The organism is Streptomyces sp. NPDC059696, from assembly GCF_042733745.1.
Classification (GTDB): Bacteria; Actinomycetota; Actinomycetes; order Streptomycetales; family Streptomycetaceae; genus Streptomyces.
Genome location: NZ_JBHWFG010000030.1, coordinates 43,631 through 69,757, shown reverse-complemented (window position 1 = coordinate 69,757; position 26,127 = coordinate 43,631). Strand labels below are relative to the sequence as shown.

The following is a 26,127-nucleotide window of genomic DNA, read 5'->3' as shown; positions in this document are numbered from 1 at the left end:
CCCGTCATGCGCCCCACGGTAGAAAGCGCCGCCGCCGCCCGCACTGGGGTTAGCCCCCCTGTTCCCCCAGGGGCCTGCCGGTCCCGGCCCGGCCGCCCACCGGTCCGGCTTGCCGCCCTGCATATGCTCATGCAGAATCCTCAGCTACTGAATAGGCGAGGGGGAGCACGTCATGAGCGTGACCGACAGCCCTGCCGCGCGGCTGCAGGCCCTGTTCGAGGGCCACCGGCTGACGCCGACCCAGCGGCGCATCGCGCACAGCATGGTGCGACGCGCCGCCGACGTGCCGTTCCTGTCGAGCGTGGAACTCGCCGAACTGGCCGGGGTCAGTCAGCCGTCCGTGACCCGTTTCGCCGTCGCCCTCGGCTTCGACGGCTACCCGGCCCTGCGCCGCCACCTGCGCGAGGTCGCCCCCGCCGAACCGGCCGAGGAGGCCGGGGTCCACAACGAGTACCAGCAGGCCGTCGAGGCCGAGATCGCGAACCTGCGGCACCTTGCGGAGGCGCTGGCCGACCCCGCGCCCGTGCAGCGCGCGGGGCGTCTCCTCGCGGCCTCCCGCCCGCTCCTCGTCCTGGGTCTGCGGGCGGCCGCCGCCCAGGCACACGGCTTCGCCTACTTCGCCGCCAAGGTCCACCCCGACGTACGGCTGCTCGGCGAGGGCGGCACGATGCTCCAGGACCGCATCGACGCCGCCGTCCGGGCCGGGGCGAGCGCACTGCTCTGTTTCGCCCTGCCCCGGCATCCCCGCGAGGTCGTCGACACCCTCGGCTACGCCAGGGAGGCCGGGCTGACCGTCGTCACGGTCGCCGACTCCGCCTTCGCACCCGTCGCCAAGGTGTCCGACCTGCTGCTGCCCGCCGCCGTCGGCACCGGCCTCGCCTTCGACACGGCCTGTGCGCCGATGCTGCTCGGCCGGGTCCTGCTGGAGGCCATGTGCGACGACCTGCCCCAGGCGCAGTCCCGTCTGGAGGAGTTCGACGCGAAGGCCGCGGCGCGGGGCCTGTTCGTCGACTGAACCGCACCCCTCGGCTTCTCAGATTCGTCTCACATTGCGGCGCTACCCTACGGCTCCCCAAGGCTTCGGAGACCGGACGGAGGCTGGACGTGACGCGTGGAGGACAGGGACTGGCCCGGGTGGCCGTCGTCGTACGGGCGGGGGCGGCCCCGCTGTGGTGGCTGGGGGTGTTCGCGACGGGCATCGGCCTGCTCGCACCGGGTCTGACGGGGCGCCGTATCGGGGTCCTCGCCGGAGCGGCCCTCTTCGTCGTGGCGGTGGCCGTCGTGGGCGTCGGCCGCCGCAAGCGCTACGTGGCCCTGGCCGCCTCCGCGTCCCGGGCCGGCAAGCACGACGTGCTCCAGGACCGCGCGGTCACCGTGCGCAACTGGCGCCGGGCACACCGCTGGTGGCTCCTCCTCGCCTTCCTCGCCGCCCTGGGCAGCGCCTTCGCCGCCCCTGCGGCCGGGGGCATGCTCCTGGCCGGCTGCGGCGCGGGCCTGTGGCTGAAGTCGGCCTGGCTGGGCCGCCGGGAGCGGGACGCCGACGCACTGCTGTGGGTCCGCGTGGACTGGCTGCGCGGCGGAGCGGCCCACCCGACGGGCAAGCGGGTGAAGGCCTACCGCAGCACGGGCATCGCGGCGGGAGACGCCGCCCCGGGAGGCGCCCGAAAGAAAACACCAGCCCTCGTCTGACCGCCCGCTTCCCCGCCCCCTCAGGGGCGCGGGGAACGGCGCGACAAGCCAGAACGCACCCGCAGCCGGGGGCCCTGGGCGAACCCCCGGCTCGCGTCCCCTCAGGGGCGCGGGGAACGGCGCGACAAGCCACGACGCACCCGCAGCCGGGAAACTACGGAACCCCCCACGGCGCTCGCGTCAACGCATCGGCCTGCGCCCCACCCGACTCCGCGACGACCTCCTCGACCGTCTGCGCCGGCCGCACCACCGCGAACCTCCCGCCCGGCCCGAACCCGTACACCCCGGGCCGGACCAGCGAGTTGTACCCGTAGTGGTGCGCGAAGTAGTACGCCCCGGTGTCCAGCGCCGCCGCGTAGTCCCCCTGCTCCAGCAGCGGCAGGGACCGCCCCCGCGCCAGCAGGTCCCCCGCGAAACAGGCCGGCCCCGCGACGTCCTGCACCACCTCCGGCCCGTCCTTCGGCCGCCCCTTCGCGTCGTACGCGGCGATCCGCAACGGCCAGCTCTCCGGCGCGTACACCGTCCGCGCGGCCACCTGCACCCCGGCGTGCGTCACCGCCACGGCCCGCCCGCCGGAGGCCTTCGCGTACTCGACCCGCGCCACCACCGTCCCGTGCTTCGCCAGCAGTGACCGTCCGAACTCGGTGACCAGCCCGTACCGTCCGTCGAACAGCCCCGGTACCTCCTCGGCCAGCAGCCGCGCGTACCGCGCGTACGTCGGGGCCGTCTCCTCCGACGCGAAGTTCACCGGCAGGCCGCCGCCGATGTCGAGCGTGTCGATCTGCCGCCGCCCGGCCCGCCGGTTGATCTCCTCCGCCAGCGCGTACGTCTCCGCCACGCCCCGGGCCATCAGGGCCAGGGGGACGCCCTGGGACCCGGTGTGCGTGTGCAGCCGGGTCAGCCACGGCCGATCCAGACAGGTCTGGACGACCCACTCCCGGGCGCCCTCGTCGCGCAGTGCCACCCCGAACTTCGAGGTGGCCGTCGCCGTCGACAGCGCCTCGATGGAACCCCCGCCCACCTGCGGATTCACCCGAATTCCCACGGGAGAGCGGCTCGTCCGCGACCGCATGAGGGAGTCCACGCGGTCCAGCTCCTGCGGATTGTCCGCGTTGACGGCGATGCCCAGGGCCAGCGCCTCACGCAGCTCGGCCGTCGTCTTCGCGGGCGAGTCCAGCACCGTCATGTCCGACGGCACCCCCGCGGCCCGCGCCAGCGCCAGCTCACCCGGACTCGCGACCTCCGCCCCCACGCCCTCCTCGCGCAGCAGCCGCAGGACCGGCACCAGCGGGGTCGCCTTCACCGCGAAGGCGTGCAGCAGGGGCGTGCCCGGCGCCACCACCGCCTCGAACGCCGCCCGCAGCTCCGCCGCCGATTCCCGGATGCCGGTGACGTCCAGCAGCCCGACCACGGGACTGTCCGGCCCGAGCAGCCCCTGCTCGACGGCGGCCCGCACCGCCTCGTCCCGCCGGGCCGCCCGCCCGGCCCCGCTGTCGCCCGTCTCTTCCGTCTCGATGTGTGCGCCCATGCATCCAGCCAAACATCCACGGCGCCGCCGCGCCGACGCCCCCACGTATTGACTAGCTCTATTCATGAGTCCAGGATGTGAATAGAAGCAGCAACATTCCGCCGGGAGCACCCACCAGGAGGCAGACCATGTCAGGACCCCGCCCCGTCCGAGCGCCGCGCGGCACGGAACCGAGCGCCCTGGGATGGCAGCAGGAAGCCGCCCTGCGGATGCTGCAGAACAACCTCGACCCCGAGGTCGCCGAGCACCCCGACAAGCTCGTCGTCTACGGCGGCACCGGCAAGGCCGCGCGCGACTGGCGCTCCTTCGACGCCATGGTGCGCACCCTGAAGGGCCTCAAGCAGGACGAGACCATGCTGGTCCAGTCCGGTCGGCCCGTCGGCGTCATGCAGACCCACGAGTGGGCCCCGCGCGTCCTCATCGCCAACTCCAACCTCGTCGGCGACTGGGCCAACTGGGAGGAGTTCCGCCGCCTCGAACACCTCGGCCTGACCATGTACGGCCAGATGACCGCGGGCTCCTGGATCTACATCGGCACCCAGGGCATCCTCCAGGGCACCTACGAGACCTTCGCCGCCGTCGCCGCGAAGAAGTTCGGCGGGAGCCTGGCCGGCACCATCACCCTGACCGCCGGCCTCGGCGGCATGGGCGGCGCGCAGCCGCTCGCCGTGACGATGAACGACGGCGTCGCGATCTGCATCGACTGCGACCCGCGCGCCATCGAGCGCCGCATCGAGCACCGCTACCTCGACGTGAGGGCCGACTCCCTCGACCACGCCCTGAAGCTGGCGACCGAGGCGCGCGACGCCCGCCGCCCCCTGTCCATCGGCGTCCTCGGCAACGCCGCCGAACTGCTCCCGCAGCTGCTCGCCATGGGCGCGCCCATCGACATCGTCACCGACCAGACCTCCGCCCACGACCCGCTGGCCTACCTGCCCCTGGGCACCGCCTTCGAGGACATGGCCGACGCCGCCGCGAAGGACCCGGCCGGCTTCACCACGCGAGCCCGCGAGTCCATGGCCCGGCACGTGGAGGCCATGGTCGGCTTCATGGACGCCGGCGCCGAGGTCTTCGACTACGGCAACTCCATCCGCGGCGAGGCCCAGCTCGCGGGCTACGACCGGGCGTTCGCCTTCCCCGGCTTCGTCCCCGCCTACATCCGCCCGCTGTTCTGCGAGGGCAAGGGCCCCTTCCGCTGGGCCGCCCTGTCCGGCGAGGCCTCCGACATCGCCAGGACCGACAAGGCGATCCTCGACCTCTTCCCGGAGAACGAGTCCCTGGCCCGCTGGATCAAGATGGCCGGCGAACGCGTCCACTTCCAGGGCCTGCCCGCCCGCATCTGCTGGCTCGGCTACGGCGAGCGCGACAAGGCCGGCGAGCGGTTCAACGACATGGTCGCGAGCGGGGAGCTGGCCGCGCCGGTCGTCATCGGCCGCGACCACCTCGACTGCGGCTCCGTCGCCTCCCCCTATCGCGAGACCGAGGCCATGCTCGACGGATCCGACGCGATCGCCGACTGGCCGCTGCTGAACGCCATGGTGAACGTCGCCTCCGGGGCGTCCTGGGTGTCGATCCACCACGGCGGCGGCGTCGGCATGGGCCGGTCCATCCACGCGGGCCAGGTGACCGTGGCCGACGGCACGGCACTCGCGGGTGAGAAGATCCGCCGGGTGCTCACCAACGACCCGGGCATGGGCGTCATCCGGCATGTCGACGCCGGGTACGACATCGCCGAGTCGGTGGCGGGGGAGCGGGGCGTCCGCGTCCCCATGCGCGAGGGTGAAGACGCGTGACCTTCCACAGCATGTGGGCGGAGCTGCTGCCGGTCGGCCGCAGCTCCGCGTCCGGCGGCTACCGCCGCTTCGCCTGGACGGACGCCGACACCGACTGCCGGGCCTGGTTCGAAGAGCAGGCCACGGCCCGCGGGCTGCGCTACGAGCGCGACCGGAACGGCAACCAGTGGGCCTGGCTCGGGGACCCCGCCGAGGGCGACGCCGTCGTCACCGGATCACACCTGGACTCGGTGCCCGACGGCGGCGCCTTCGACGGCCCCCTGGGCGTCGTGTCCGCGTTCGCCGCCCTGGACGAGCTGCGCGGCCGGGACGCCCGCTTCGAGCGGCCCCTCGCCATCGTGAACTTCGGTGACGAGGAGGGCGCCCGGTTCGGGCTCGCCTGCGTCGGGTCCCGGCTCACCGCCGGGCAGCTCACCCGCGAACAGGCGCACCGGCTCACCGACGGCGACGGCGTGACCCTGCCCCGGGCCATGGAGGCGGCCGGATACGACCCGGACGCCATCGGCCCGGACCCCGAACGGCTCGCCCGCATCGGCGCCTTCGTCGAGCTGCACGTCGAACAGGGCCGCGCCCTAGACCTGTCCGGCGACCGGGTCGGCATCGCCAGCGCCATCTGGCCGCACGGCCGCTGGCGGTTCGACTTCCGCGGCGAGGCCAACCACGCCGGCACCACCCGCCTCGCCGACCGCCACGACCCCATGCTGTCCTACGCCGAGACCGTCCTCGCCGCCCGCCGCGAGGCCGAACTCGCCGGGGCCGTCGCCACCTTCGGCAAGATCGCCGTCGAGCCCAACGGCGTCAACGCCATCCCCTCCCTGGTGCGCGGCTGGCTCGACTCCCGGGCCGAGGACCAGGCGAGCCTCGACACCGTCGTCGGCGGCATCGAGAAGGCGGCCCGGAGCTACGCGGACGCGCACGGCGTCGACCTCGACATCGTCCGTGAGTCCTTCACCCCCGTCGTCGAGTTCGACCATGCCCTGCGCGACGAACTGGCCCGCATCCTCGGCACGGACACCGACCTCACGGTCCCCGTCCTCGGCACCGGCGCCGGCCACGACGCCGGAATCCTGTCCGGGAGCATCCCGACCGCCATGCTGTTCGTGCGCAACCCCACCGGCGTCTCCCACTCCCCGGCCGAGTCCGCGAGCGAGGACGACTGCGTGGCCGGGGTGCTCGCACTCGCCGACGTACTGGAAGGACTGGCGTGCAGGTGACGACAGCAGCCCCGCGGACGTACTGGCTGGAGCACGCCTGGCTCGGCACGCATGTGGAACCGGGAGTGGTCCTGGGGGTCGCCGACGGCCGCGTCACCGCCGTCCGCACCGGCGTCCCCGCCCCGCCCCCCGCCGCCGAGGTCCTGCGCGGGCTGACCCTGCCCGGCCTGGCCAACGCCCACAGCCACGCCTTCCACCGCGCCCTGCGCGGCACGGTCCAGGTCGGCTCCGGCACCTTCTGGACCTGGCGTGAGGTCATGTACGCCACGGCCGCCCGCCTCACCCCGGACCGCTACCACGCCCTCGCCCGCGCGGTGTACGCCGAGATGGCGCTGGCCGGCATCACGGCCGTCGGCGAGTTCCACTACGTCCACCACGCCCCCGGCGGCACCCCCTACGCCGACCCCAACGCGATGGGCGAGGCCCTCATCGCGGCAGCCGCCGACGCCGGGATCCGCATCACCCTCCTCGACACCGCCTACCTCTCCTCCGGCTTCGGACAACCGCCCACCGCCCACCAGCTCCGCTTCTCCGACGGGGACGCCGAGGCCTGGGCGGCACGCTCTTCACTTCTCAAGGAACGGGATCACGCACGGATCGGCGCGGCGATCCACTCCGTACGGGCCGTGCCCGCCGACCAGTTGGCGACCGTCGCGCGGTGGGCCGAGGAGCGGCGGGCACCGCTCCATGTGCACCTGTCCGAACAGACCGCGGAGAACGAGGCCTGCCGGGAGATCCACGGCTGCACCCCGGCCCAGCTCCTCGCCCTGCACGGGGTCCTCGGACCGCGCACCACCGGTGTCCACAACACCCACCTCACCGCCGAGGACATCTCCCTCATCGGCGGCAGCGGCACCGGCACCTGCATGTGCCCGACGACCGAGCGGGACCTCGCGGACGGCATCGGACCGGCCGTCGCCCTGCAGAACGAGGGCTCACCGCTCAGTCTCGGCTCCGACAGCCACGCCGTGATCGACCTGCTCGAAGAGGCCCGGGCCATGGAGCTGAACGAGCGGCTGCGCACCCGTACCCGGGGTCACTGGACGGCGGCGGCCCTGCTGCGGGCGGCCTCGGAGGACGGCCACGCGGCCCTCGGCTGGGACGGGGCGGGGGTCCTGGAGGCCGGCGCGCTCGCCGACTTCACCACCCTCGCCCTCGACTCGGTCAGGACGGCAGGGCCGCTTCCGCGGCTCGGGGCCGAGACGGCCGTATTCGCCGCGTCGGCAGCGGACGTGTCGCATACGGTCGTGGCAGGGCGGCACGTCGTACGGGACGGGGTCCACCGTCTCGTACCGGATGTGCCGCGCGCCCTCGCGGACGCCGTCGAAGAGCTGCGCGGATGACCGCGGGCCGCCCGCACGCGCGGCCCGCCACCGCACCCGAACCCGCCCACACCGCCGACCAGGCCACCGAGGACGCCATGAGCAACGCGACGACCGTCAGCCCCGCCCACTCCGCGAGCACCGCCAGCACGCTCATCACCAACATCGCAGCCCTGGTCACCAACGACCCCTCCTCCGGCGACGGTTCCCCCCTGGGACTGGTCCAGGACGCGGCCGTCGTCATCGAGGGCGACCGCGTCGTGTGGACCGGTGATCAAAGCAAAGCACCCGCCACTGACAACCGGGTCGACGCCGAAGGCCGGGCGGCCCTGCCCGGCTTCGTGGACTCCCACTCCCACCTCGTCTTCGCGGGCGACCGGACGCAGGAGTTCAACGCCCGCATGTCCGGGCGGCCGTACAGCGCGGGCGGCATCCGCACCACCGTCGCGGCCACCCGGGCCGCGAGCGACGCGGAACTCGAGGCCAACGTCACCCGTTACCTCGCCGAAGCCCTCCGCCAGGGCACGACGACCTTCGAGACCAAGTCCGGCTACGGTCTGACCGTCGAGGACGAGGCCCGCGCCCTGCGGATCGCCGCCGCCCACACCGACGAGGTGACCTACCTCGGCGCCCACATCGTCCCGCCGGACCACGCCGAGGACCCGGCCGGCTACGTCGCCCTCGTCACCGGCGAGATGCTCGACGCCTGCGCCCCGCACGCCCGCTGGATCGACGTCTTCTGCGAGAAGGGCGCCTTCGACGGCGACCAGGCCCGCGCGATCCTCACCGCCGGCAAGGCGAAGGGCCTGCACCCCCGCATCCACGCCAACCAGCTGTCCTACGGCCCGGGCGTGCAGCTCGCGGTGGAACTCGACGCGGCCAGCGCCGACCACTGCACGCACCTCACCGACGCGGACGTGGACGCCCTGGCCGGCGGCCGCACGGTCGCCACCCTGCTGCCCGGCGCCGAGTTCTCCACGCGGGCCGCATGGCCGGACGCGCGGCGGCTGCTGGACGCGGGCGTCACCGTCGCGCTGTCCACGGACTGCAACCCCGGCTCGTCCTTCACCTCGTCGGTCCCGTTCTGCATCGCGCTGGCCGTACGGGACATGGGGATGACGCCGGACGAGGCCGTGTGGTCGGCCACGGCGGGCGGGGCCGCGGCCCTGCGGCGGGACGACGTCGGCCGCCTCACCCCGGGCGCGTACGCGGACCTGACGCTCCTCGACGCCCCGAGCCACGTCCACCTGGCCTACCGCCCCGGCGTCCCCCTGGTCAGCGGGGTGTGGCGACGCGGAGTGCGCGTGGTGTGAGCGCCGTCCGGTGAGAATGGGGTGTGCCGCGTCGGCGGGCGACGGGCATCACCGGAGGGCGGGGCGGATGTTGCGGCACTGGTCGGCACCACTCGTGGTGAACGTACTGCTCGGGATACCGGGCGTGGTGCCGTTCTGGCTGCTGTGGTACCTCGCGGTGAACTGGCCGCTCGCCGAAGCCGGCTGGACCGTACGGGAACCCACCGAGAACGACGGCATGGCCCTCTGGCTGGTGATCGTGGTGCCCGTCGTGGTGCTGTACGGGCTGATCTGGTGGCTCGCCAACAGGCCGCTCCGGCGCCGGACGGCACTCGCCCCGCACACCTACTGGCTGCTGAGCCTCACAGCCCCGCTGCTGCCGACCGCGGCGCTGTTCCTCCATTCCTGAAGGGCCGCCGCCACCGGTGGCACGCGCCCGGGGGCGGGCCGGTCGGCCCGCCCCCGGGGGACACGTACACCGGGGTCGAGGATCACTCCTCGACGGTCAGCCCCTTGCGCAGCCGTACCAGCGTCCGCGAGAGCAGACGCGAGACGTGCATCTGCGAGATGCCGAGCTCCTCGCCGATCTCCGACTGGGTCATGCCCGCGACGAACCGCAGGGACAGGATCTTCCGGTCGCGCGGCGGCAGTTCGGCGATCAGCGGCTTCAACGACTCGACGTACTCGATGCCTTCGAGTCCGTGGTCCTCGTAGCCGATGCGGTCCGCGAGCGCGCCCTCGGAGTCGTCCTCCTCCGGCTGGGCGTCCAGCGAGGAGGCCGTGTAGGCGTTGGAGGCGGCCATGCCCTCGACGACCTCGTCGTTGGAGATGCCGAGGCGCTCGGCCAGCTCGGCCACGGTGGGGGCGCGGTCGAGCTTCTGGGCCAGTTCGTCACCGGCCTTGGCCAGGTCGAGCCGCAGCTCCTGCAGCCGCCGCGGCACGCGCACGGACCACGAGGTGTCGCGGAAGAAACGCTTGATCTCGCCGACGATGGTCGGCATCGCGAACGTGGGGAACTCCACACCGCGGGACAGCTCGAAGCGGTCGATCGCCTTGATCAGGCCGATGGTGCCGACCTGGATGATGTCCTCCATCGGCTCGCTGCGGGAGCGGAACCGGGAGGCGGCGAACTTGACCAGCGCGAGGTTCAGTTCGACGAGCGTGTTGCGGACGTACGCGTACTCATGAGTGCCTTCCTCCAGCGTCTCCAGACGCTCGAAGAGGGTCCTGGACAGCGCCCGGGCGTCGACCGCGTCGACTTCCTCGTACGGCGGGATGTCCGGAAGTCCGGCGAGAAGGCCGTCCTGTGTGACGAGCATCTCGGCCTGCTCGATGGGATCCAGATGTTCCGCAAGGGGTGTCGACGTCGCTTTGTGGGTACGCGATCCGTCGAGCCGGGGTGACATGATGTCCTCCATCGTTCTCGGCATATGGCTGCCGGAGCCGTTAGGTGCACTGCGGTGTGCGGCGCCTCCAAAGCCGGCCGTGTCGGGTACGTGTCCTTACTAGGCCTACCCGCTTTCCGGAGCCCACCGCAAGTGCGTTCTGTGGGCATATGTCCGTTTGTGTGTACTTGTTCGGGTGTCGGACCGTGTGGGGAAGGCGTAGTGTTCGAGTGCGTCAGCAACCACTTCGACGTCGGGAGAGAGAGACGGCATGGACCGCGGGACGGTCGGCAGCGCACAGTCTGGCCGGCTTCTGGTGGAGGTGCGGGAAGAGGGCTCCAGTGCCGTCGTGACCCCGGCGGGTGAGTTGGATCACCACACCGCCGATCTGTTGCGGGAGCCACTCGAGGACTGCCTCGCCAAGGGATTCAAGCGCCTGGTCATCGACTGCACGCGCCTGGAGTTCTGCGACTCCACGGGCCTCAACGTGCTCCTCGGGGCGCGGCTGAAGGCGGAGGCCGCCGGTGGCGGCGTCGCCCTCGCCGGTATGCAGCCGGTGGTGGCGCGCGTCTTCGAGATCACGGGTGCGGATGCGGTCTTCAGCGTCCATGATTCGCTCGAGGCGGCCCTGGCCGACGAGTCGGACTGACCGGCGGTGCGTCGGCGCGCGGTGCCTCGGCGACCCCTTTGTGGCCGGTGTCCCGGTTCCGTCACGCCTTTCGTGCGGAATGCATGGGTGTTCACCCGGCCCCCCAGGGCAGGAGTCATCCTGAACCTGTCGGGCGCCGCGGTGGCAGAGCTGCCGCGAAACCGACGTACCGCGCACTGCGTGACGGACGGTGTAGTGATTTCTTTGAATCGTGAACTGGTGAATCGGTGAGGTGAAGCGCTGATGAGCACCACCCGGCCTTACCCGCCGGGCGACCGCGGGCCGGAGCCCGGCGGCGCTTCCGGGGCGTCCGAGGGTGGCGTAGCGGCGGCCGGCGCGTCCGGCGAGGGCGCGGAAGCGTCGCCCGGGGCCGCGGCGCCGCCCGGGGGCCCACAGGTGCGCCGGCTGAGCTTCCAGGACGAGAGCGGCGTCGTTCCGCTGGCTCGCGACTTCACCCGCCAGGCGCTGTACGCGTGGGGGTGGCTGCCCGCCGCCTCCGCCGACCAGCGGGCCGCCGCCGAGGACGTGCTGCTGGTCGTCTCCGAGCTGGTCACCAACGCCTGCCTGCACGCCGGGGGGCCGGACCAGCTGCGGATCAGCTGTGACAACAAGGTCATCCGCGTCGAGGTCGCCGACAAGGGCACCGGTCAGCCGGCACCCCGCACCCCGCACCGCGCGGGGCGCCCGGGCGGTCACGGCATGTTCATCGTGCAGCGGCTGTGCCTGGACTGGGGCGTCATCCGCACGCCGGGACTCTCCGGCAAGACGGTATGGGCGGAACTGGGCGCGCCTGCGTGATTCCGGGGGACCGTGTTCGGTCGGGGCCACCCGCCTGAGCTCGGCTTCCCGGCCCGCTCCGGGTACCCCCGAGGTCCCGGCCCACTGGTGTTGTCCTGGCGCGCCCGCGTGATCTCGCGCACCCGGCTCTGTTCGACAGGTCCGGGATGCGTCCGAACGGGTGATGTCCGCCCCGGGCTCCGCCGCGCAGCACCCCCATGCCTTCCCCGTTCCTCTCCCATGCCTCACTCACCGCACGCCAGGTCGGCACAGATCCGGCGTGCGCCGTCTCTTCCTTCCTCAAGGCCCCGGGCGTACCTTGACGGCCCTATCTGATAAGCCGTCAGGAACAGGAAGGGGAGCGGCACCGTGTCGTACCGGAAACGAACCGCCGCGCTCGTGTCCGCCGCGGCCCTGGCCGGCTCGGCGGTGTGGATGGCCGCCCCCGTCGCCCGGGCCGAGGTCGTCGACGTCAACTACCAGTGCAAGACGCCGATCGGCGACAAGAGTGCCGTCTCTCCCATCGACATCAAGAGCGTCGAGCGCGGCAACGGCTACCGGATCACCATGTCCTGGCAGAAGGGCGTCTCCTCCAGCCCGGTCGAACTGGGCAAGGGCGCGATGACCCCGAGCGCCACCATCGCCCTCGGCGGCGCCGACAGCGGCACCCTCTCGGTGACGGGCCCCGCCAACGACGCCGCGATCCCGGCCGACACACCGATCAAGATCAGTGACCTGAGCGGCACGTACACGCCGAAGAAGAGCGGCGAGGTCACCTTCACGGCCGGTGTCCTCACCATCACGGCACTCGGCACGACGACCACCTGCACCCCGACGAACGATCCGGCCCCGTCCCTCACCCTCGACGTCACGGCCACGAGCGGCGGCGGCACCTCGGGATCGGCCCAGGGCGGCGGCAGCGGCGGCAACGACGGCTCCGGTGCGGACACCGGCGGCGGCCTTCCGCGGACCGGCCCCGAGGACTCGGCCCTCGCCCTCGGCACCCTCGGCGGTACGGTCCTGCTCGCCGGCGCGGCGGGCACCCTGTGGCTGACCCGGCGTCACCGGGCGACTCGGGCAGGCCATTGACAGCATCGCGCCTCCTGGCGGGCGCACCGCCGAGCGCACGACCGCTGGAGCCGCCCATGCCGCTCGCCGCCCGTGTTCCCTGTCCCGATCCTCACCCCCACCCTCGCCCTCACCCTCGCCCCCACCCCCGGCCTCACCGCCGCCCTCACCACCAACCCTCTCGCCCTCTCGCACTGCCGGTTCTGCTGGCGCTGCTGCTGGTCCTCGCTGGTTCCGGGTCCGCCGGGGCCGTGGATCGGCCCGTTGTGGAGCTGTCCAAGTCCCAGGCTGGAACCGGCGGTTCGGTCACCGTGCGCGGCAGCGGCTGGCGGCCCCGGGCCCTGCTGACGCTGCTCGTGTGCGGGCAGGCCGAGCCGAAGCGGGGGGTGAGCGGCGGCACCAGCACCTGCGCCAACGCCGACGGCCGGGCCGTCACCACCGGCGCCGACGGACGTTTCCACCGCCGACTGCCCGTCGTGGAGCCACCCGTGCCGTGCCCCTGCGTGGTGCACGTGGCGACCGTGACGGGAGCCGAGGCCGAGGCCGACGCGGTCCTCCAGGTCGCCGGGCACGCGGTCGAGCCGCTCCCCGCGGAAGCGGTCGGCGGACGGCTGTCCCTGCTCGCCGACCCCCGGTTGCGCGGCTCCGGCGGCCTGCTCACCTGGTTCGGCTCACCGCCCGCCCGGACTCTCGTGGTCACCGTCGGCAACGTCGGAACGTCCCCGGTGAAGAACCCGGTCTTCCAGATCGGCACCGCACACGGCGTCTACGCCCCCGCATGGCAGGACCAGCGCTGGCGCGGCACGATCCGGCCCGGCGGCAAGGCGCGCATCGAGCTGCCCGTGGAACTCGGGGCCGGGGCGCACGGCGACTACACGGTGTCGCTGAAGTACGGCGGCAAGGTGCTTGCCGAGCACCCCTGGGGCGTGGGCCGCCCCTGGGGCGTGACCCTGTTCTGGGGCCTGGTCCTGCTGGTCGTACCGGCGGCGCTGGTGCGCGCGGGGCTGGCCGTGATCGACCACGTACGGCCCCGCCGCCCCGGCCACGCGGCCCGCCCGGCCCGGCGCCTGCCGCTGCGCGCTCCCCGCCGGGCCTCCGCCACCCCCTGGTTCGCCCCGGACGGCGATCCCCCGAGATCCAGCGGTCCATGAGCGCGGCCCGTGAGCCCGGTCCATGAGAAAGGGCCGCCGCACCCGGAGGTGTGGCGGCCCTTGTCCGCAGGAGGCCTCGCCCCGGAGGAAGCGTCCTCCAGGCGGCCTCAGGCGTCAGACCTCAGGCGTCGGGCGTGAGGCGTCGGGCGTCAGGCGGACGCGATCAGTGGACGTCGCCCATCAGCGACTTGACCTTCCTGCGGTACATGTACACCGCGAGACCGGCGAGCACGGCCAGCACCGCCTCCACGGCGACCGCACCGGTGCCGCTCAGGTCCACGCCGCCGACGGCCGGGTTGGAGAGCAGACCCGTCACCGAGTCGCCCGCCGTGACCGCGAGGAACCAGACACCCATCATCTGGCTGGCGTACTTGGCCGGGGCCATCTTCGTCGTCACGGACAGGCCGACCGGGGAGAGGCACAGCTCGCCGACGGTCTGGATCAGGTAGATGCCCACCAGCCACATCGGGCTGACCAGGGTGTCCCCGCCGGCCATGCCCAGCGGCAGCAGGAAGAAGAAGAACGAGACACCGATGAAGAACAGCGCCGCGGCGAACTTGGCGACGGTGCTCGGCTCCTTGCCCTTGCGGTTCAGCCACAGCCAGACCCAGGCGAAGACCGGGGCCAGCGCCATGATGAACACCGGGTTCAGCGACTGGTACCAGGAGGACGGGAAGTCGAAGCCGAGCAGCGAGCCGGAGGCCTTCGTCTCACCGAACGCCTGGACCGTGGAGCCGCCCTGGTCGTAGATCATCCAGAACGCGGCGGCCGCGACGAAGAACCAGATGTAGCCGGTCATCTTCGACTGCTCGACCGTGCTGAGCTCCTTGTCCCGCTTGATGCGGACGAGCACGCCGGCCGGGATGACCAGGCCGATGACCGTCAGCGGGATCATGGCCCAGTTCAGGGTGAAGTGGCCGGTGAACACGACGACGCCGTAGAAGACGGTCGCGACGATCAGCCACAGCAGGCCCTTGCGGAGCCAGGACGCGCGCTCCTCGGCCGCCAGCGGCTTGGGGACGACGTTGCTCTGCGGGCTGAGGTTCCGGGTGCCGATGAGGAACGCGGCGAGACCGATGCCCATGCCGACCGCGGCCAGGCCGAAGCCGAGGTGCCAGCTCACCTGCTGGCCGACGGTGCCGATGATCAGCGGCGCGAAGAAGGCACCCATGTTGATGCCCATGTAGAAGATCGTGAAGCCGCCGTCACGGCGCGGGTCGTCCGGACCGTCGTAGAGGTGGCCGACCATCGTGGAGATGTTGGCCTTCAGCAGGCCCGAGCCCAGGGCCACCAGCGCCAGACCGGCGAAGAAGGGGGCCTGGCCGCCGGGCAGGGCCAGCACCAGGTGGCCCGCCATGATCGTGACGGCCGCGATCGCCACCGTCTTGCGCGGACCCCAGACGCGGTCACCGAGCCAGCCGCCGGGCATGGCGAGCAGGTACACCATCGACAGGTACACCGAGTAGATCGCCGTGGTCGTGGCGAGGTCCATGCCCAGACCGCCGCCCATGCTGCCCTTCTTGGCGTCCGGACCGCCGGAGAGCAGGTACACGACGAGCAGGGCCCGCATGCCGTAGAAGCTGAATCGCTCCCACATCTCGGTCATGAACAGAGTGGCCAGTCCGCGGGGGTGGCCGAAGAAGGTCTTCTCGGCACCGGGGGTGCCCGGTCGGGCCGAGTCCTTCGTCAGGCTGGACGCCATGGTCGTTCCTTGCTGCTCGGGACGCGCCCCGCATGCAGCGGTGGTGCGCCCGGTGGGGGTTGCCGGCACCGGCGGGTACGGCCGTCCGCCCGACGCCTTCGGGGGTTCGCTCCGGGTCACGGAGCGATGGGCGGTCGCCACCGGGATCCACGCCTCTACGCGCGTCGCCGCACGTACGAGGCCCGGCCACAGGTCGTTACACATCGGGGCCGGCGGGAACCGGCCCGCACACAAAAGAGACCTCCAGGGCAAACAGCCTCCGAAGGTCGCCGTGGTGCTACAGGCGTTGATTCACCATACGGCAGGACACCGCCCCATATGGAAGGACTTGAGACACGGATCACAGGTTTCGACGGAACCGCACACCCGTTTCCAAGGTCCTTACCAGGATCCCACCTCGCAGGCAGAGGTCTGTACCTATACCTCCGGCACGTAAGAGCCGCGTGTGCCGACGGTAAGAATCAAGGATCCGGTCACACCCCAGCTCAGGGCGCCGCAGGTCTACCATCACCTCATGACCCGTGTACTGCTCGCCGAGGACGATGCGTCCATCTCGGAGCCGCTGGCCCGTGCTCTGCGCCGGGAGGGCTACGAGGTCGAGGTCCGTGAGGACGGGCCCACCGCTCTCGACGCCGGACTGCAGGGTGGTGTCGACCTGGTCGTGCTCGACCTCGGGCTGCCCGGCATGGACGGTCTGGAGGTGGCCCGCCGTCTGCGGGGCGAAGGCCACGCCATCCCCATCCTCATCCTGACCGCGCGCGCCGACGAGGTGGACACCGTCGTCGGGCTCGACGCGGGCGCCGACGACTACGTCACCAAGCCGTTCCGGCTCGCCGAGCTGCTCGCCCGGGTGCGGGCGCTGCTGCGGCGCGGTGTCTCGGAGCCGCAGCAGCCGCCCGCCACGCACGGCGTGCGCATCGACGTCGAGTCGCACCGCGCCTGGATGGGCGAGGAGGAGCTCCAGCTCACCGCCAAGGAGTTCGACCTGCTGCGGGTGCTGGTGCGCGACGCGGGCCGGGTCGTCACCCGCGACCAGCTGATGCGCGAGGTCTGGGACACCACGTGGTGGTCCTCGACCAAGACCCTCGACATGCACATCTCCTGGCTGCGCAAGAAGCTCGGCGACGACGCGGCCAACCCCCGCTACATCGCCACCGTGCGCGGTGTGGGTTTCCGTTTCGAGAAGAGCTGAGCCGCGAGGCGGGCTCGGGTAACAGGACATGCGTCGCCGACTGATCCAGTCCACGCTCGCCGTGGTGCTCGTCGTGATCGCCGTCTTCGGCGTCTCCCTCGTCATCGTCGAGACCCGGACGATCAGCAACAGCGCCCAGGAGCGGGTGGAGTCCGAGGCGGTCCGGCTGGCCAGCATCGTCGACAGCCGGCTCTTCGGGTCCCAGCAGGTCGACGCGGAGGTGCTGCGCGAGCAGGTCACACAGGACCGCTACTACGCGGTGATCCGCATCCCCGGCGAGGCGCCCATCGAGGTCGGCGACCGGCCGGACGGTGACGTCATCAGCGCGACCGCGCCCGGTGAGGAGGGCGAGACGGTCACCGTCCAGGAACCGCGCTCCTCGGTCACCCGTGAGGTCGGCCGCACCCTGCTGATCATCGCGCTGGTGGCGCTGCTGGCGGTGGTGGCCGCGGTGCTGCTGGCCGTCCGCCAGGCGAACCGGCTGGCGTCGCCGCTGACCGACCTCGCGGAGACGGCCGAGCGGCTCGGCTCGGGCGATCCGCGCCCCCGGCACAAGCGGTACGGGGTGCCCGAGCTGGACCGGGTGGCGGACGTGCTGGACGGCTCCGCCGAGCGCATCGCCCGCATGCTGACCGCCGAACGCCGACTGGCCGCGGACGCCTCCCACCAGCTGCGCACACCGCTCACGGCGCTGTCGATGCGGCTGGAGGAGATCACCCTCACCGACGACCCGGACACGGTGAAGGAGGAGGCGACGATCGCGCTGACGCAGGTCGAGCGGCTCACGGACGTCGTGGAACGGCTGCTGACGAACTCCCGCGATCCGCGCACCGGCTCCGCCGTCTCCTTCGACCTCGACGAGGTCATCCAGCAGCAGCTCGCCGAGTGGCGGCCGGCGTACCGCAGCGCGGGCCGGGCGATCGTCAGCTCCGGCAAGCGGCATCTGCGCGCGGTGGGCACACCCGGCGCGGTCGCCCAGGTCCTGGCCGCCCTGATCGAGAACTCCCTGATGCACGGCGGCGGCACGGTCGCCCTGCGCACCCGTGTCACCGGCAACCAGGCGGTCATCGAGGTCACGGACGAGGGGCCCGGCATCCCCGCCGACCTGGGCGCCCGCATCTTCGAGCGCGCGATCAGCGGCCGCAACTCCACGGGCATCGGCCTGGCGGTCGCCCGCGATCTCGCGGAGGCCGACGGCGGCCGTCTGGAGATGCTCCAGACCAAGCCCCCGGTCTTCGGCCTCTTCCTGTCCCGCACGCCGCTGCAGAAGCCCGCGGAGGACGAGGAGCCGACGGTCCGCTAGGCGGGGGGTGTCCGCGCCGCGTGCGGCTACGGCACCTGCTGCCTGGTCTTCGGCAGGCCGGCGGGCTCGGCGTGCGGGAGCGGGTCCGGCGCGGGCTCGTGGGCGGGCAGCGCGCGGAAGACCCAGGAGCGGTAGGACCAGAAGCGGAACAGGGTCGCGACGCCGATGCCCAGGAACTTGAAGACGTTGTTCTGGAGTGGGGTGTTCCAGCCGAAGCCGTACGTGGCCGCGTACAGCACGCCGTTCTCGATGACCAGGCCGATCGCGCTGAACAGCAGGAAGAGAGTCATCTCACGCGTGCGGCGGGTCTTGTCGCGGTCGCGGTACGTGAAGTAGCGGAAGCCGATGTAGTTGAAGACGATCGCGACGACGGTCGCGATGACGCTCGCGCGGACCACCTGGAGGTCGGTGGTGTGCCGCACGAGGTTGAAGACGGCGAGGTTGACCAGCACCCCGGCACCGCCCACCGCGCCGAACTTGGCGACTTCACGGACGACTCGTCGGAGCCGGGAGGCACCATGTCCCATGGTCGTGCAGGCCCCCGTCCGTTCGTCGGCGTCGATCCAGCCATGCTAACCACCCTCGCGCGTGATCTTCCTGCGGATACCGGCCGGCCGCCGGAGATGGTCCGGGCGGGGCCGGTGGGGGACGGGAAACCGGCCACCCTGGCGCGGCCGATACCCTGGGGGCGTGACATTCCCGGTAGTCGGCATGGTCGGCGGTGGCCAGCTCGCTCGTATGACACACGAGGCGGGCATCCCGCTGGGCATCAGGTTCAAGCTCCTCAGTGACACCCCGCAGGACTCCGCTGCGCAGGTCGTGAGTGACGTCGTCATCGGCGACTATCGCGATCTCGACACGCTGCGCGAGTTCGCCCGGGGGTGCGATGTGATCACCTTCGATCACGAACACGTACCCACCGAGCACCTCCGGGCCCTCGAAGCGGACGGCATCCCCGTCCGCCCCGGCCCCGACGCGCTCGTGCACGCCCAGGACAAGGGGGTGATGCGCGCGAAGCTCGACGCGATCGGCGTGCCCTGCCCCCGGCACCGCCTCGTGAGCGACCCGCAGGACGTGGCCGCCTTCGCGGCGGAGGGCGACGGATTCCCCGTCGTCCTCAAGACCGTCCGCGGCGGCTACGACGGCAAGGGCGTGTGGGTCGTCGACTCCGTCGAGGAGGCCGCCGACCCGTTCAAGGCGGGTGTCCCCGTGCTCGCCGAGGAGAAGGTCGACTTCCTGCGCGAGCTCGCCGCCAACGTGGTCCGCTCCCCGCACGGCCAGGCCGTCGCCTACCCGGTCGTGGAGTCCCGCCAGGTGGGCGGGGTCTGCGACACGGTCATCGCCCCGGCGCCCGACCTCGACGAGGCCCTCGCCCTGGAGGCCTCCGAGATGGCGCTGAACATCGCCAAGGAGCTCGGCGTCGTCGGGCACCTCGCGGTCGAGCTGTTCCAGACCCGCGACGGGCGGATCCTCGTCAACGAGCTCGCGATGCGCCCGCACAACTCCGGCCACTGGTCCATGGACGGTGCCGTCACCAGCCAGTTCGCCAACCACGTACGGGCCGTGCTGGACCTGCCGCTCGGCGACCCGCGCCCCCGCGCCCCGTGGACGGTCATGGTCAACGTCCTCGGCGGGGACTTCCCGGACATGTACTCCGCGTACCTGCACTGCATGGCCCGCGACCCCCAGCTCAAGATCCACATGTACGGCAAGGACGTGAAGCCCGGCCGCAAGGTCGGACACGTCAACACCTACGGCGACGACCTGGACGACGTGCTGGAGCGCGCCCGTCACGCAGCCGGCTACCTGAGAGGCACCATCACCGAATGAGCCCTGTTGTTGGCATCGTCATGGGGTCGGACTCCGACTGGCCCGTCATGGAGGCCGCCGCCAAGGCCCTCGACGAGTTCGAGATCGCCTACGAGGTCGACGTCGTCTCCGCGCACCGCATGCCGCGCGAGATGGTCGCCTACGGCGAGCAGGCCGACGCCCGCGGGCTCAAGGTGATCATCGCCGGGGCGGGCGGAGCCGCCCACCTGCCCGGCATGCTCGCCTCCGTCACCCCGCTGCCGGTCATCGGCGTGCCGGTGCCGCTGAAGTACCTCGACGGCATGGACAGTCTCCTGTCGATCGTGCAGATGCCGGCCGGTGTCCCGGTCGCGACGGTCTCCGTCGCCGGTGCCCGCAACGCCGGGCTGCTCGCGGCCCGCATCCTCGCCGCGCACGACGAGGAACTGCGCGGCCGGATGCGTGACTTCCAGCAGGAGCTGAACGACCAGGCCACCGAGAAGGGCAAGCGGCTGCGCTCCAAGGTCGAGGGCGCGGGCGGCTTCGGCTTCGGCGCGGGGAAGTGACGGCGGTGACCTCCCAGGAGGCGGCCCGGGAACTCCTGCGCGAGTTCCCGGTCGTCGACGGCCACAACGACCTGCCGTGGGCGCTGCGCGAACAGGTCCGCTACGACCTCGACGCCCGCGACATCGCCGCCGACCAGAGTGCCCATCTGCACACCGACATCCCCCGGCTGCGCGCGGGCGGGGTCGGCGCCCAGTACTGGTCGGTGTACGTCCGCACGGACGCGCCCGACCCGGTCGCCGCCACGCTCGAACAGATCGACTGCGTACGGCAGTTGCTGACCCGCCACCCCGAGGACCTGCGTCCCGCGCTCAGCGCCGCCGACATGGAGGCCGCGCGCGGGGAGGGCCGCATCGCCTCCCTCATGGGGGCGGAGGGCGGCCACTCCATCGCCAACTCCCTGGGCACCCTGCGCGGCCTGTACGGCCTCGGCGTGCGGTACCTGACCCTCACCCACAACGACAACGTCGACTGGGCGGACTCCGCGACCGACGAGCCGAGGGCCGGCGGTCTGACCGCGTTCGGGCGCGAGGTCGTCCGGGAGATGAACCGGCTCGGTATGCTCGTCGACCTCTCGCACGTGGCGGCGACGACCATGCGGGACGCGCTCGACACGAGCTCGGCCCCGGTGATCTTCTCCCACTCGTCCTCGCGGGCGGTGTGTGACCACCCGCGCAACGTCCCGGACGACGTCCTGGAGCGGCTGCCCGCCAACGGCGGCATGGCCATGGTCACGTTCGTGCCGAAGTTCGTGCTCCAGGCGGCCGTGGACTGGACGGCCGCGGCCGACGAGAACATGCGCGCCCACGGCTTCCACCACCTCGACACCACCGCGGAGGCCATGAAGGTCCACCGCGCCTTCGAGGAGCGGCACCCGCGCCCGGTCGCCACGGTGGCGACGGTCGCCGACCACCTGGACCACATGCGCGAGGCGGCCGGCATCGACCACCTCGGCATCGGCGGCGACTACGACGGCACGGCCTTCACCCCCGACGGCCTCGCCGACGTCTCCGGCTACCCGAACCTCCTCGCGGAACTGCTCGACCGCGGCTGGTCCAAGGCCGACCTGGCCAAGCTGACCTGGAAGAACGCGGTCCGGGTGCTGGACGCGGCGGAGGACGTCGCCCGGGGTCTTCAGGCGACGCGGCCGCCGTCCAACGCCACGATCGAGTCGCTGGACGCGCCCGCCGGCTGATCATCGAGGGTGGGGTAGTCGGTGTAGCCGGTCGCCCCGCCCACGTACATGAAGTACCGGTCGCGCATCGCGTTCAGCGGTGCCCCGAGCCGCAGCCGCGCCACCAGGTCGGGGTTGGCGAGGAAGGGCCGGCCGAGCGCGATCAGATCGGCCCCGGCGGCCAGCAGCGCGCCGGACGCCCGGTGCACCTCGTGCGTGGTGAACTCGCTCAGCACCGGGTTGCCGATGAGCACGCCCGGCCAGGCGGCGCGCACCGAACGGAACACCTCGGTGTCCGGGTCGGAGCGCACCAGGTGCAGATACGCGAGCCCCAGCCCGCCCAGCCGCTCGGCGAGCGCCGGGTAGAGCTCCTCCGTCTCACCCTCCGCGATGCCGTTGACGGTGGCGCCGGGGGAGACCCGCAGCCCCGTCCGCCCGGCCCCGATCTCGGCGGCCACGGCCTCGGTCACCTCGGCCGTGAACCTGATCCGGGCGGCGACGGGACCGCCGTAGCCGTCGGTGCGGAGGTTGGTGTTGCGGGCGAGGAACTGGTGCAGCAGATGGCCGTTGGCGGAGTGCACCTCCACGCCCTCGAAGCCGGCGTCGATCGCGTTGCGGGCAGCCTGGGCGAAGTCGGCGACGGTGGTGCGGATGTCCTCGCCGGTCATCTCCCGGGGAACGACGGACGGCAGACGCCCCTCGGGCGTGTGGATCGTCTCGGGCAGCGGGACGGGCGAGGGCGCCAGCGGCGTGAGCCCGCTGGTCGCGGGGTGGCCGACCCGGCCGCCGTGCTGGAGCTGCAGGAACATCCGCCCGCCCGCGTCCCGTACGGTGTCCGTGACCCGCCGCCAGCCGGTCACGTGGTCCGGGCTGTGGATGGCGGCGATGTCGGGGTACGTCTGCCCGACCGCGTTCGGTGTCGAGGCCTCGGCGATGATCAGCCCGGCCGAGGCGCGCTGGGCGTAGTACTCGGCCATGAGCGGGGTCGGGGTGCCGTCCGCCTCGGCGCGATTGCGGGTCAGCGGGGCCATCACCAGACGGCTGGGCAGGTCCAGCCCGGGGAGACGAGCCGGTTCGAAGAGAGCTGTCGTGTGCTGCGTCATGCCCGTACGCTAGAATCTGACACCAATGTCAGAATCAAGCTCTGGAGGTGGCCCGTGCGGATCGGTGAACTGGCCCGGCGTACGGGCGTCAGCGAGCGGTCGCTGCGCTACTACGAGAAGCAGGGCATGCTCTCCGCCGAGCGGACTCCCGGCGGGCACCGGGAGTACGCGGAGGCGGCCGTGGACCGGGTCGTCCGGATCCAGGAGCTGTTCGCGGCCGGACTGTGCAGCGAGAAGATCGTCCAGTTGCTGCCCTGCATGCGGGACACCGACGGCGGCCCCTCCGTCGTCGCCACGCCGAAGTTGGTCGCCGACCTCACCGCCGAGCGCGCCCGCATCGACCGGATGATCGCCGACCTGGTCCGCTCCCGGGACACCCTGGACGAGGTGATCGACGCGGCCCAACTGTCCTGAGGGCAGCCGCGCGCCAGACCCGGGGCGTACTCCGAACGCCCCGCCCACCAGGAACCACGTCCCGCGCCGTGGGACGGTGGCCGTACCTCACGAACGACCGTACGGAGCCGCCATGGCAGACCTCCAGGACGACCTGCGCACCACCGCCGCGGCCGCCGGCGAGTTCGACGAGCTGGCCGAGCCGTACCCCGACGAGGGCGTCGTCACGGCGGAGTCCTACGAGCCCGTCTCCGACCCGGACGACGCGCCCATGACCCGGGCCCACGCCATCCTCGCCGCGCACCCCGTCGCCGACGGGTACAACGCGCTGCCCCGGGCGCTCAAGCGCCTGTCCTGGTACGACCTGGAGGACGGCGAGAGCACCGTCGACACGGACGTGCCCCGGCTGCGCAGCGGCCATGTGGGCGCGCTCTTCTGGTCGTTGCACCTGCCCGAGGGCCTGGACGGCGACCGGGCCGTCGGCGCCACCCTGGAGCAGCTGGACCTGGCGAAGACGGTGGCCCGGACCTGCGAGGAGGGCCTGCGGCCCGCCGTCACGGCCGGGCAGGTCGCGGACGCCCGCAACTGCGGCCGCGTCGCCGTGCTCCTCGGTCCCGCCGGAGCCCCGGCCCTGGGCGACTCGATCGGCATCCTCCGCCAGCTGCACGTGCTCGGCCTGCGCGTCCTCACGCTGACCGGCGTGTCCTGGGCGAGTGAGGAGGGGCTGACCCGGTTCGGCGAGGAGGTCGTGCGCGAGATGAACCGTCTCGGCGTCATCGCGGACCTCTCGGGCGCCTCCCCGCAGACCCTGCGGCGGGTCCTGAGCCTGTCCCGGGCGCCCGTGCTGTGCAGCCGCTCCGCGGCCCGGAGCCTGCGCCCCCACCCGGCCAACCTTCCCGACGAGCTGCTGGCGGAGCTGGGCGCGGCCAAGGGGCTGTGCCTGGTGCCGCTGACGGCCGAGCAGACCGGCCCGACCGTCCGCGACGTCGCCGACCACCTCGACCACATCCGCGCCGTGGCCGGACCCCACTGCGTCGGCCTGTCCGGCACGTACGACTCCGGGGCCGCCCACCCGCAGGAGCTCGGCGACACCTCCTGCTATCCACGGCTCGTGGCCGAGCTGCTGCGGCGCGGCTGGGACGAGCCGGACGTGGCCTTGCTGACCTGGGGCAACGTCCAGCGCGTCCTGCGCGGCGCCGACTTCACGGCCCGCGCCGCCCGGCAGCGCCGGGAGCCGTCGACGGCGACGATCTCGGAGCTGGACGGGTAGCCGGGGCGCTTCGCGGGGTTTCCGGGCTCAGCCGTGCTCGATCCGGCACAGGCAGAACGGGTGCCCCGCCGGGTCGGCGTAGACGCGGAAGTCCTTCTTCTCGTAGTCCTCCTTGTCCAGCACCCGCGCGCCCAGCGCCAGCACCCGCTCCTCGGCCGCGTCGATCTCGTCCCACGTCGAGCCGGCGTCGAAGTCCAGGTGGAACTGCTGGGCGTTGCGGTCGGCCCGCGGCCACTCCGGCGGGGTGTGGCCGGGGGAGCGCTGGAAGGCGAGCCGGGGCCCGCCCGGGACGCGCAGCACCACCCAGTCGGGATCGTCGTCCTCCCGCTCCGGCGTACCACCGACGACCTGCGCGTAGAAGCGGGCCAGGGCGTGCGGGTCGGGGCAGTCGACGACGACGGAACGGAAACGGGCCACGGCGGACATGGAGCCTCCGGAGATCAGCAGGAGATCAGCAGGCACAGAGGCAGAACGGGTGCCCGGCCGGATCGGCGTAAACCCGGAATGTGCGCTCCCGGTCGTCGGCGTCCAACGGCTTCGCACCGAGCGCCAGCACGCCCTTCTCCGCCGTGTCCAGGTCGTCCACCACCAGGTCGAGGTGGAACTGCTGCGAGCCGTCGGCGGACGGCCACCGCGGCGCCACGTACCCGGGCGAGGCCTGGAAGGCCAGCGGTGTGCCGCCCGGCACCTTCAGGTCGACCCACTCGTCCTCCCCGTCGGTCTCCACCGTCGGCGTGCCCCCGAGCACCTCGGCGTAGAAACCGGCCAGTGCGCGCGGGTCGGGACAGTCCAGGACGACGACACCCAGCTTGGCGAGGGCCATGACTTCCTCCTCGAAGTCGGCGTTACCCACAGAGTGGGGTAACCAGTAACTGTTACTGCATGCTCCCCCATGGGCGGTAACCTCGCAAGGGGATTGACGAGAGGTACGGTCCAGCCATGACGGAGAGATCGCCCGCGCCCGGCGACCTGGCCCTGGTCGAGGCCCTGGTGAACACGCTGGACATCGAGTCCGGCGCCGACGCGCTGGACAGGCCCGAGGTCCGCGAGCGCCTCGGCATCACCGCGGACGACATCGACCCGGCCCGCACGCTGCGCGAGTCGCTGCGCGCGACCCTCCTGGCCCATGCCGGGCACCCACCGCACCGCGCGGTCACCCCGCTCGGCGAACTCCTGGCCGGGGCCCCGCTCCTCGTCACCGTCGACACGGCGGACGGCTCGGCCGCCCTCGCCCCCGCCCACGACGACTCCCTGCACGCGCGCGTCGCCGCCGCCGTCGCCGAGTCCCTGGTCGCGGGCACCTGGACCCGCCTCAAGGCCTGCGAGGCCGCCGACTGCCACTGGGCCTACTACGACCGCAGCCCGGCCGGCCGCGGCCGCTGGTGCTCCATGCAGGTCTGCGGCGCCCGCGCGAAGATGCGCCGCTACCGGGCCAAGGGGGCGTAGCGGGTCTGCGGGGGTCCGAGCGGGGATGCGCCGCTGCCGGGCTCAGGAGGCGTAGCGGGTCTACGGGTTCAGCGTGACGACACGTCGCGACCGGGCCAGGACGGCGTAGCGGGTCTGCGGCGCCCGCGCGGGGATGCGCCGCTGCCGGGCTCAGGAGGCGTAGCGGGTCTACGGGTTCAGCGTGACGACACCTCGCGACCGGGCCAGGACGGCGTAGCGGGTCTGCGGCGCCCGCGCGGAGATGCGTTGCTCGGCCGAGGTGGCGAAGAGGCGTAGCGGGTCTCCGGCCGCTCTTCGTGGCGGCGCGACGCCCGGGACGGTCCG

26 protein-coding genes are annotated in these 26,127 nt (G+C 72.5%); 19 read left to right on the top strand and 7 right to left on the bottom strand.

Annotated features, from left to right (window positions below):
* Window positions 1-172: 172 nt before the first annotated feature.
* On the top strand, window positions 173-1,015 hold the full coding sequence (locus ACFV20_RS28185; protein ID WP_234846903.1) for a MurR/RpiR family transcriptional regulator: 843 nt from the start codon (window positions 173-175) through the stop codon (window positions 1,013-1,015).
* A gap of 89 nt (window positions 1,016-1,104) precedes the next feature.
* Window positions 1,105-1,689, top strand: a complete 585-nt coding sequence (locus ACFV20_RS28180; RefSeq protein ID WP_385661271.1) for a hypothetical protein — start codon at window positions 1,105-1,107, stop codon at window positions 1,687-1,689.
* A gap of 154 nt (window positions 1,690-1,843) precedes the next feature.
* On the opposite strand, the gene ACFV20_RS28175 is transcribed toward ACFV20_RS28180, so the two are convergent.
* Entirely contained in the window at window positions 1,844-3,217 is a 1,374-nt protein-coding gene (locus ACFV20_RS28175) for a diaminopimelate decarboxylase (RefSeq protein WP_385661268.1), read from the bottom strand.
* Window positions 3,218-3,345: 128 nt separating this feature from the next.
* On the opposite strand from ACFV20_RS28175, the gene hutU reads away from it, so the two are divergent.
* The 5 genes from hutU (at window position 3,346) to ACFV20_RS28150 (ending at window position 9,247) form a co-directional block, all read left to right on the top strand.
* Complete coding sequence (hutU, locus tag ACFV20_RS28170) at window positions 3,346-5,010, top strand: urocanate hydratase (protein ID WP_385661265.1); 1,665 nt, start codon at window positions 3,346-3,348, stop codon at window positions 5,008-5,010.
* A complete protein-coding gene (locus ACFV20_RS28165) occupies window positions 5,007-6,224 on the top strand; it encodes an allantoate amidohydrolase (protein ID WP_385661262.1) in 1,218 nt (405 codons plus the stop codon). Before hutU ends, ACFV20_RS28165 begins: the two co-directional genes overlap by 4 nt.
* The gene (locus ACFV20_RS28160; protein ID WP_385661259.1) at window positions 6,215-7,567 is read left to right on the top strand and encodes a formimidoylglutamate deiminase; all 1,353 of its coding nucleotides are present in this window, start codon (window positions 6,215-6,217) and stop codon (window positions 7,565-7,567) included. The genes ACFV20_RS28165 and ACFV20_RS28160 overlap by 10 nt, the downstream gene beginning before the upstream one ends.
* Window positions 7,564-8,859 carry an imidazolonepropionase gene (hutI, locus tag ACFV20_RS28155; RefSeq protein WP_385661257.1) on the top strand — a complete coding sequence of 432 codons (1,296 nt, stop codon included), beginning with the start codon at window positions 7,564-7,566 and terminating at the stop codon, window positions 8,857-8,859. The genes ACFV20_RS28160 and hutI overlap by 4 nt, the downstream gene beginning before the upstream one ends.
* Window positions 8,860-8,926: 67 nt before the next feature.
* Window positions 8,927-9,247, top strand: coding sequence for a hypothetical protein (locus tag ACFV20_RS28150; protein WP_385661254.1), 321 nt, complete (start codon window positions 8,927-8,929; stop codon window positions 9,245-9,247).
* 82 nt (window positions 9,248-9,329) lie between these two features.
* On the opposite strand, the gene ACFV20_RS28145 is transcribed toward ACFV20_RS28150, so the two are convergent.
* Complete coding sequence (locus tag ACFV20_RS28145; RefSeq protein ID WP_385661252.1) at window positions 9,330-10,244, bottom strand: RNA polymerase sigma factor SigF; 915 nt, start codon at window positions 10,242-10,244, stop codon at window positions 9,330-9,332.
* A 250-nt stretch (window positions 10,245-10,494) separates the two neighbouring features.
* On the opposite strand from ACFV20_RS28145, the gene ACFV20_RS28140 reads away from it, so the two are divergent.
* The 4 genes from ACFV20_RS28140 to ACFV20_RS28125 all read left to right on the top strand — a co-directional run bounded on the left by ACFV20_RS28140 (window position 10,495) and on the right by ACFV20_RS28125 (window position 13,868).
* A complete protein-coding gene (locus ACFV20_RS28140) occupies window positions 10,495-10,872 on the top strand; it encodes an STAS domain-containing protein (protein WP_385661249.1) in 378 nt (125 codons plus the stop codon).
* A 243-nt stretch (window positions 10,873-11,115) separates the two neighbouring features.
* Window positions 11,116-11,670, top strand: a complete 555-nt coding sequence (locus tag ACFV20_RS28135; protein ID WP_385661247.1) for an ATP-binding protein — start codon at window positions 11,116-11,118, stop codon at window positions 11,668-11,670.
* 348 nt (window positions 11,671-12,018) lie between these two features.
* The gene (locus ACFV20_RS28130; RefSeq protein ID WP_385661245.1) at window positions 12,019-12,738 is read left to right on the top strand and encodes an LPXTG cell wall anchor domain-containing protein; all 720 of its coding nucleotides are present in this window, start codon (window positions 12,019-12,021) and stop codon (window positions 12,736-12,738) included.
* 56 nt (window positions 12,739-12,794) lie between these two features.
* The gene (locus ACFV20_RS28125; RefSeq protein WP_385661243.1) at window positions 12,795-13,868 is read left to right on the top strand and encodes a hypothetical protein; all 1,074 of its coding nucleotides are present in this window, start codon (window positions 12,795-12,797) and stop codon (window positions 13,866-13,868) included.
* Between the two features lie 163 nt (window positions 13,869-14,031).
* Here ACFV20_RS28125 and ACFV20_RS28120 read toward each other — a convergent pair whose 3' ends face one another.
* Window positions 14,032-15,570 (bottom strand): peptide MFS transporter, encoded by a 1,539-nt coding sequence (locus ACFV20_RS28120; protein WP_385661240.1) that lies wholly within the window; start codon window positions 15,568-15,570, stop codon window positions 14,032-14,034.
* Between the two features lie 514 nt (window positions 15,571-16,084).
* Here ACFV20_RS28120 and ACFV20_RS28115 point away from each other — a divergent pair.
* Both ACFV20_RS28115 and ACFV20_RS28110 read left to right on the top strand, forming a co-directional pair.
* Window positions 16,085-16,762 carry a response regulator transcription factor gene (locus ACFV20_RS28115; RefSeq protein WP_053675697.1) on the top strand — a complete coding sequence of 226 codons (678 nt, stop codon included), beginning with the start codon at window positions 16,085-16,087 and terminating at the stop codon, window positions 16,760-16,762.
* Window positions 16,763-16,790: 28 nt separating this feature from the next.
* Window positions 16,791-18,065 (top strand): ATP-binding protein, encoded by a 1,275-nt coding sequence (locus ACFV20_RS28110; protein ID WP_385661236.1) that lies wholly within the window; start codon window positions 16,791-16,793, stop codon window positions 18,063-18,065.
* 26 nt (window positions 18,066-18,091) lie between these two features.
* On the opposite strand, the gene ACFV20_RS28105 is transcribed toward ACFV20_RS28110, so the two are convergent.
* Window positions 18,092-18,592 carry a GtrA family protein gene (locus ACFV20_RS28105; RefSeq protein ID WP_385661233.1) on the bottom strand — a complete coding sequence of 167 codons (501 nt, stop codon included), beginning with the start codon at window positions 18,590-18,592 and terminating at the stop codon, window positions 18,092-18,094.
* 163 nt (window positions 18,593-18,755) lie between these two features.
* On the opposite strand from ACFV20_RS28105, the gene ACFV20_RS28100 reads away from it, so the two are divergent.
* The 3 genes from ACFV20_RS28100 to ACFV20_RS28090 are packed head-to-tail and all read left to right on the top strand — an operon-like array spanning window position 18,756 to window position 21,612.
* Window positions 18,756-19,895 carry a 5-(carboxyamino)imidazole ribonucleotide synthase gene (locus ACFV20_RS28100; RefSeq protein ID WP_385661230.1) on the top strand — a complete coding sequence of 380 codons (1,140 nt, stop codon included), beginning with the start codon at window positions 18,756-18,758 and terminating at the stop codon, window positions 19,893-19,895.
* A complete protein-coding gene (gene purE, locus ACFV20_RS28095; protein ID WP_107092465.1) occupies window positions 19,892-20,419 on the top strand; it encodes a 5-(carboxyamino)imidazole ribonucleotide mutase in 528 nt (175 codons plus the stop codon). The genes ACFV20_RS28100 and purE overlap by 4 nt, the downstream gene beginning before the upstream one ends.
* Before the next feature lie 5 nt (window positions 20,420-20,424).
* Window positions 20,425-21,612: a dipeptidase gene (locus tag ACFV20_RS28090; protein ID WP_385661226.1), complete on the top strand. Its 1,188-nt coding sequence runs from the start codon at window positions 20,425-20,427 to the stop codon at window positions 21,610-21,612.
* Here the strand turns inward: ACFV20_RS28090 and ACFV20_RS28085 are convergent.
* On the bottom strand, window positions 21,552-22,694 hold the full coding sequence (locus tag ACFV20_RS28085) for an alkene reductase (protein WP_385661224.1): 1,143 nt from the start codon (window positions 22,692-22,694) through the stop codon (window positions 21,552-21,554). The two genes, ACFV20_RS28090 and ACFV20_RS28085, sit on opposite strands and share 61 nt — an antisense overlap.
* A 54-nt stretch (window positions 22,695-22,748) precedes the next feature.
* Here ACFV20_RS28085 and ACFV20_RS28080 point away from each other — a divergent pair, with 54 nt between their 5' ends.
* Both ACFV20_RS28080 and ACFV20_RS28075 read left to right on the top strand, forming a co-directional pair.
* Complete coding sequence (locus ACFV20_RS28080) at window positions 22,749-23,108, top strand: MerR family transcriptional regulator (RefSeq protein ID WP_385661221.1); 360 nt, start codon at window positions 22,749-22,751, stop codon at window positions 23,106-23,108.
* 112 nt (window positions 23,109-23,220) lie between these two features.
* Window positions 23,221-24,357, top strand: a complete 1,137-nt coding sequence (locus tag ACFV20_RS28075) for a dipeptidase (protein ID WP_385661218.1) — start codon at window positions 23,221-23,223, stop codon at window positions 24,355-24,357.
* A 27-nt stretch (window positions 24,358-24,384) separates the two neighbouring features.
* Here the strand turns inward: ACFV20_RS28075 and ACFV20_RS28070 are convergent, their stop codons facing one another.
* Both ACFV20_RS28070 and ACFV20_RS28065 read right to left on the bottom strand, forming a co-directional pair.
* Window positions 24,385-24,783, bottom strand: coding sequence for a VOC family protein (locus tag ACFV20_RS28070; RefSeq protein ID WP_385661349.1), 399 nt, complete (start codon window positions 24,781-24,783; stop codon window positions 24,385-24,387).
* Between the two features lie 25 nt (window positions 24,784-24,808).
* The gene (locus ACFV20_RS28065; protein WP_385661216.1) at window positions 24,809-25,180 is read right to left on the bottom strand and encodes a VOC family protein; all 372 of its coding nucleotides are present in this window, start codon (window positions 25,178-25,180) and stop codon (window positions 24,809-24,811) included.
* Between the two features lie 116 nt (window positions 25,181-25,296).
* Here ACFV20_RS28065 and ACFV20_RS28060 point away from each other — a divergent pair, with 116 nt between their 5' ends.
* Window positions 25,297-25,803, top strand: coding sequence for a CGNR zinc finger domain-containing protein (locus ACFV20_RS28060; protein WP_385661213.1), 507 nt, complete (start codon window positions 25,297-25,299; stop codon window positions 25,801-25,803).
* Window positions 25,804-26,127 lie beyond the last annotated feature (324 nt).

What these genes read in the sequence shown, in the direction of transcription:
- ACFV20_RS28150 (WP_385661254.1), top strand. Translation starts at nt 8,927, where the DNA reads ATGTTGCGGCACTGGTCGGCACCACTCGTGGTGAACGTACTGCTCGGG.
- ACFV20_RS28145 (WP_385661252.1), bottom strand. Translation starts at nt 10,244, where the DNA reads ATGTCACCCCGGCTCGACGGATCGCGTACCCACAAAGCGACGTCGACA.
- ACFV20_RS28075 (WP_385661218.1), top strand. Translation starts at nt 23,221, where the DNA reads ATGGCAGACCTCCAGGACGACCTGCGCACCACCGCCGCGGCCGCCGGC.
- ACFV20_RS28070 (WP_385661349.1), bottom strand. Translation starts at nt 24,783, where the DNA reads ATGTCCGCCGTGGCCCGTTTCCGTTCCGTCGTCGTCGACTGCCCCGAC.
- ACFV20_RS28065 (WP_385661216.1), bottom strand. Translation starts at nt 25,180, where the DNA reads ATGGCCCTCGCCAAGCTGGGTGTCGTCGTCCTGGACTGTCCCGACCCG.
- ACFV20_RS28125 (WP_385661243.1), top strand. Translation starts at nt 12,795, where the DNA reads ATGCCGCTCGCCGCCCGTGTTCCCTGTCCCGATCCTCACCCCCACCCT.
- ACFV20_RS28185 (WP_234846903.1), top strand. Translation starts at nt 173, where the DNA reads ATGAGCGTGACCGACAGCCCTGCCGCGCGGCTGCAGGCCCTGTTCGAG.
- ACFV20_RS28175 (WP_385661268.1), bottom strand. Translation starts at nt 3,217, where the DNA reads ATGGGCGCACACATCGAGACGGAAGAGACGGGCGACAGCGGGGCCGGG.
- hutI (WP_385661257.1), top strand. Translation starts at nt 7,564, where the DNA reads ATGACCGCGGGCCGCCCGCACGCGCGGCCCGCCACCGCACCCGAACCC.
- ACFV20_RS28115 (WP_053675697.1), top strand. Translation starts at nt 16,085, where the DNA reads ATGACCCGTGTACTGCTCGCCGAGGACGATGCGTCCATCTCGGAGCCG.
- ACFV20_RS28060 (WP_385661213.1), top strand. Translation starts at nt 25,297, where the DNA reads ATGACGGAGAGATCGCCCGCGCCCGGCGACCTGGCCCTGGTCGAGGCC.
- ACFV20_RS28135 (WP_385661247.1), top strand. Translation starts at nt 11,116, where the DNA reads ATGAGCACCACCCGGCCTTACCCGCCGGGCGACCGCGGGCCGGAGCCC.
- ACFV20_RS28120 (WP_385661240.1), bottom strand. Translation starts at nt 15,570, where the DNA reads ATGGCGTCCAGCCTGACGAAGGACTCGGCCCGACCGGGCACCCCCGGT.
- ACFV20_RS28085 (WP_385661224.1), bottom strand. Translation starts at nt 22,694, where the DNA reads ATGACGCAGCACACGACAGCTCTCTTCGAACCGGCTCGTCTCCCCGGG.
- hutU (WP_385661265.1), top strand. Translation starts at nt 3,346, where the DNA reads ATGTCAGGACCCCGCCCCGTCCGAGCGCCGCGCGGCACGGAACCGAGC.
- purE (WP_107092465.1), top strand. Translation starts at nt 19,892, where the DNA reads ATGAGCCCTGTTGTTGGCATCGTCATGGGGTCGGACTCCGACTGGCCC.
- ACFV20_RS28105 (WP_385661233.1), bottom strand. Translation starts at nt 18,592, where the DNA reads ATGGGACATGGTGCCTCCCGGCTCCGACGAGTCGTCCGTGAAGTCGCC.
- ACFV20_RS28110 (WP_385661236.1), top strand. Translation starts at nt 16,791, where the DNA reads ATGCGTCGCCGACTGATCCAGTCCACGCTCGCCGTGGTGCTCGTCGTG.
- ACFV20_RS28140 (WP_385661249.1), top strand. Translation starts at nt 10,495, where the DNA reads ATGGACCGCGGGACGGTCGGCAGCGCACAGTCTGGCCGGCTTCTGGTG.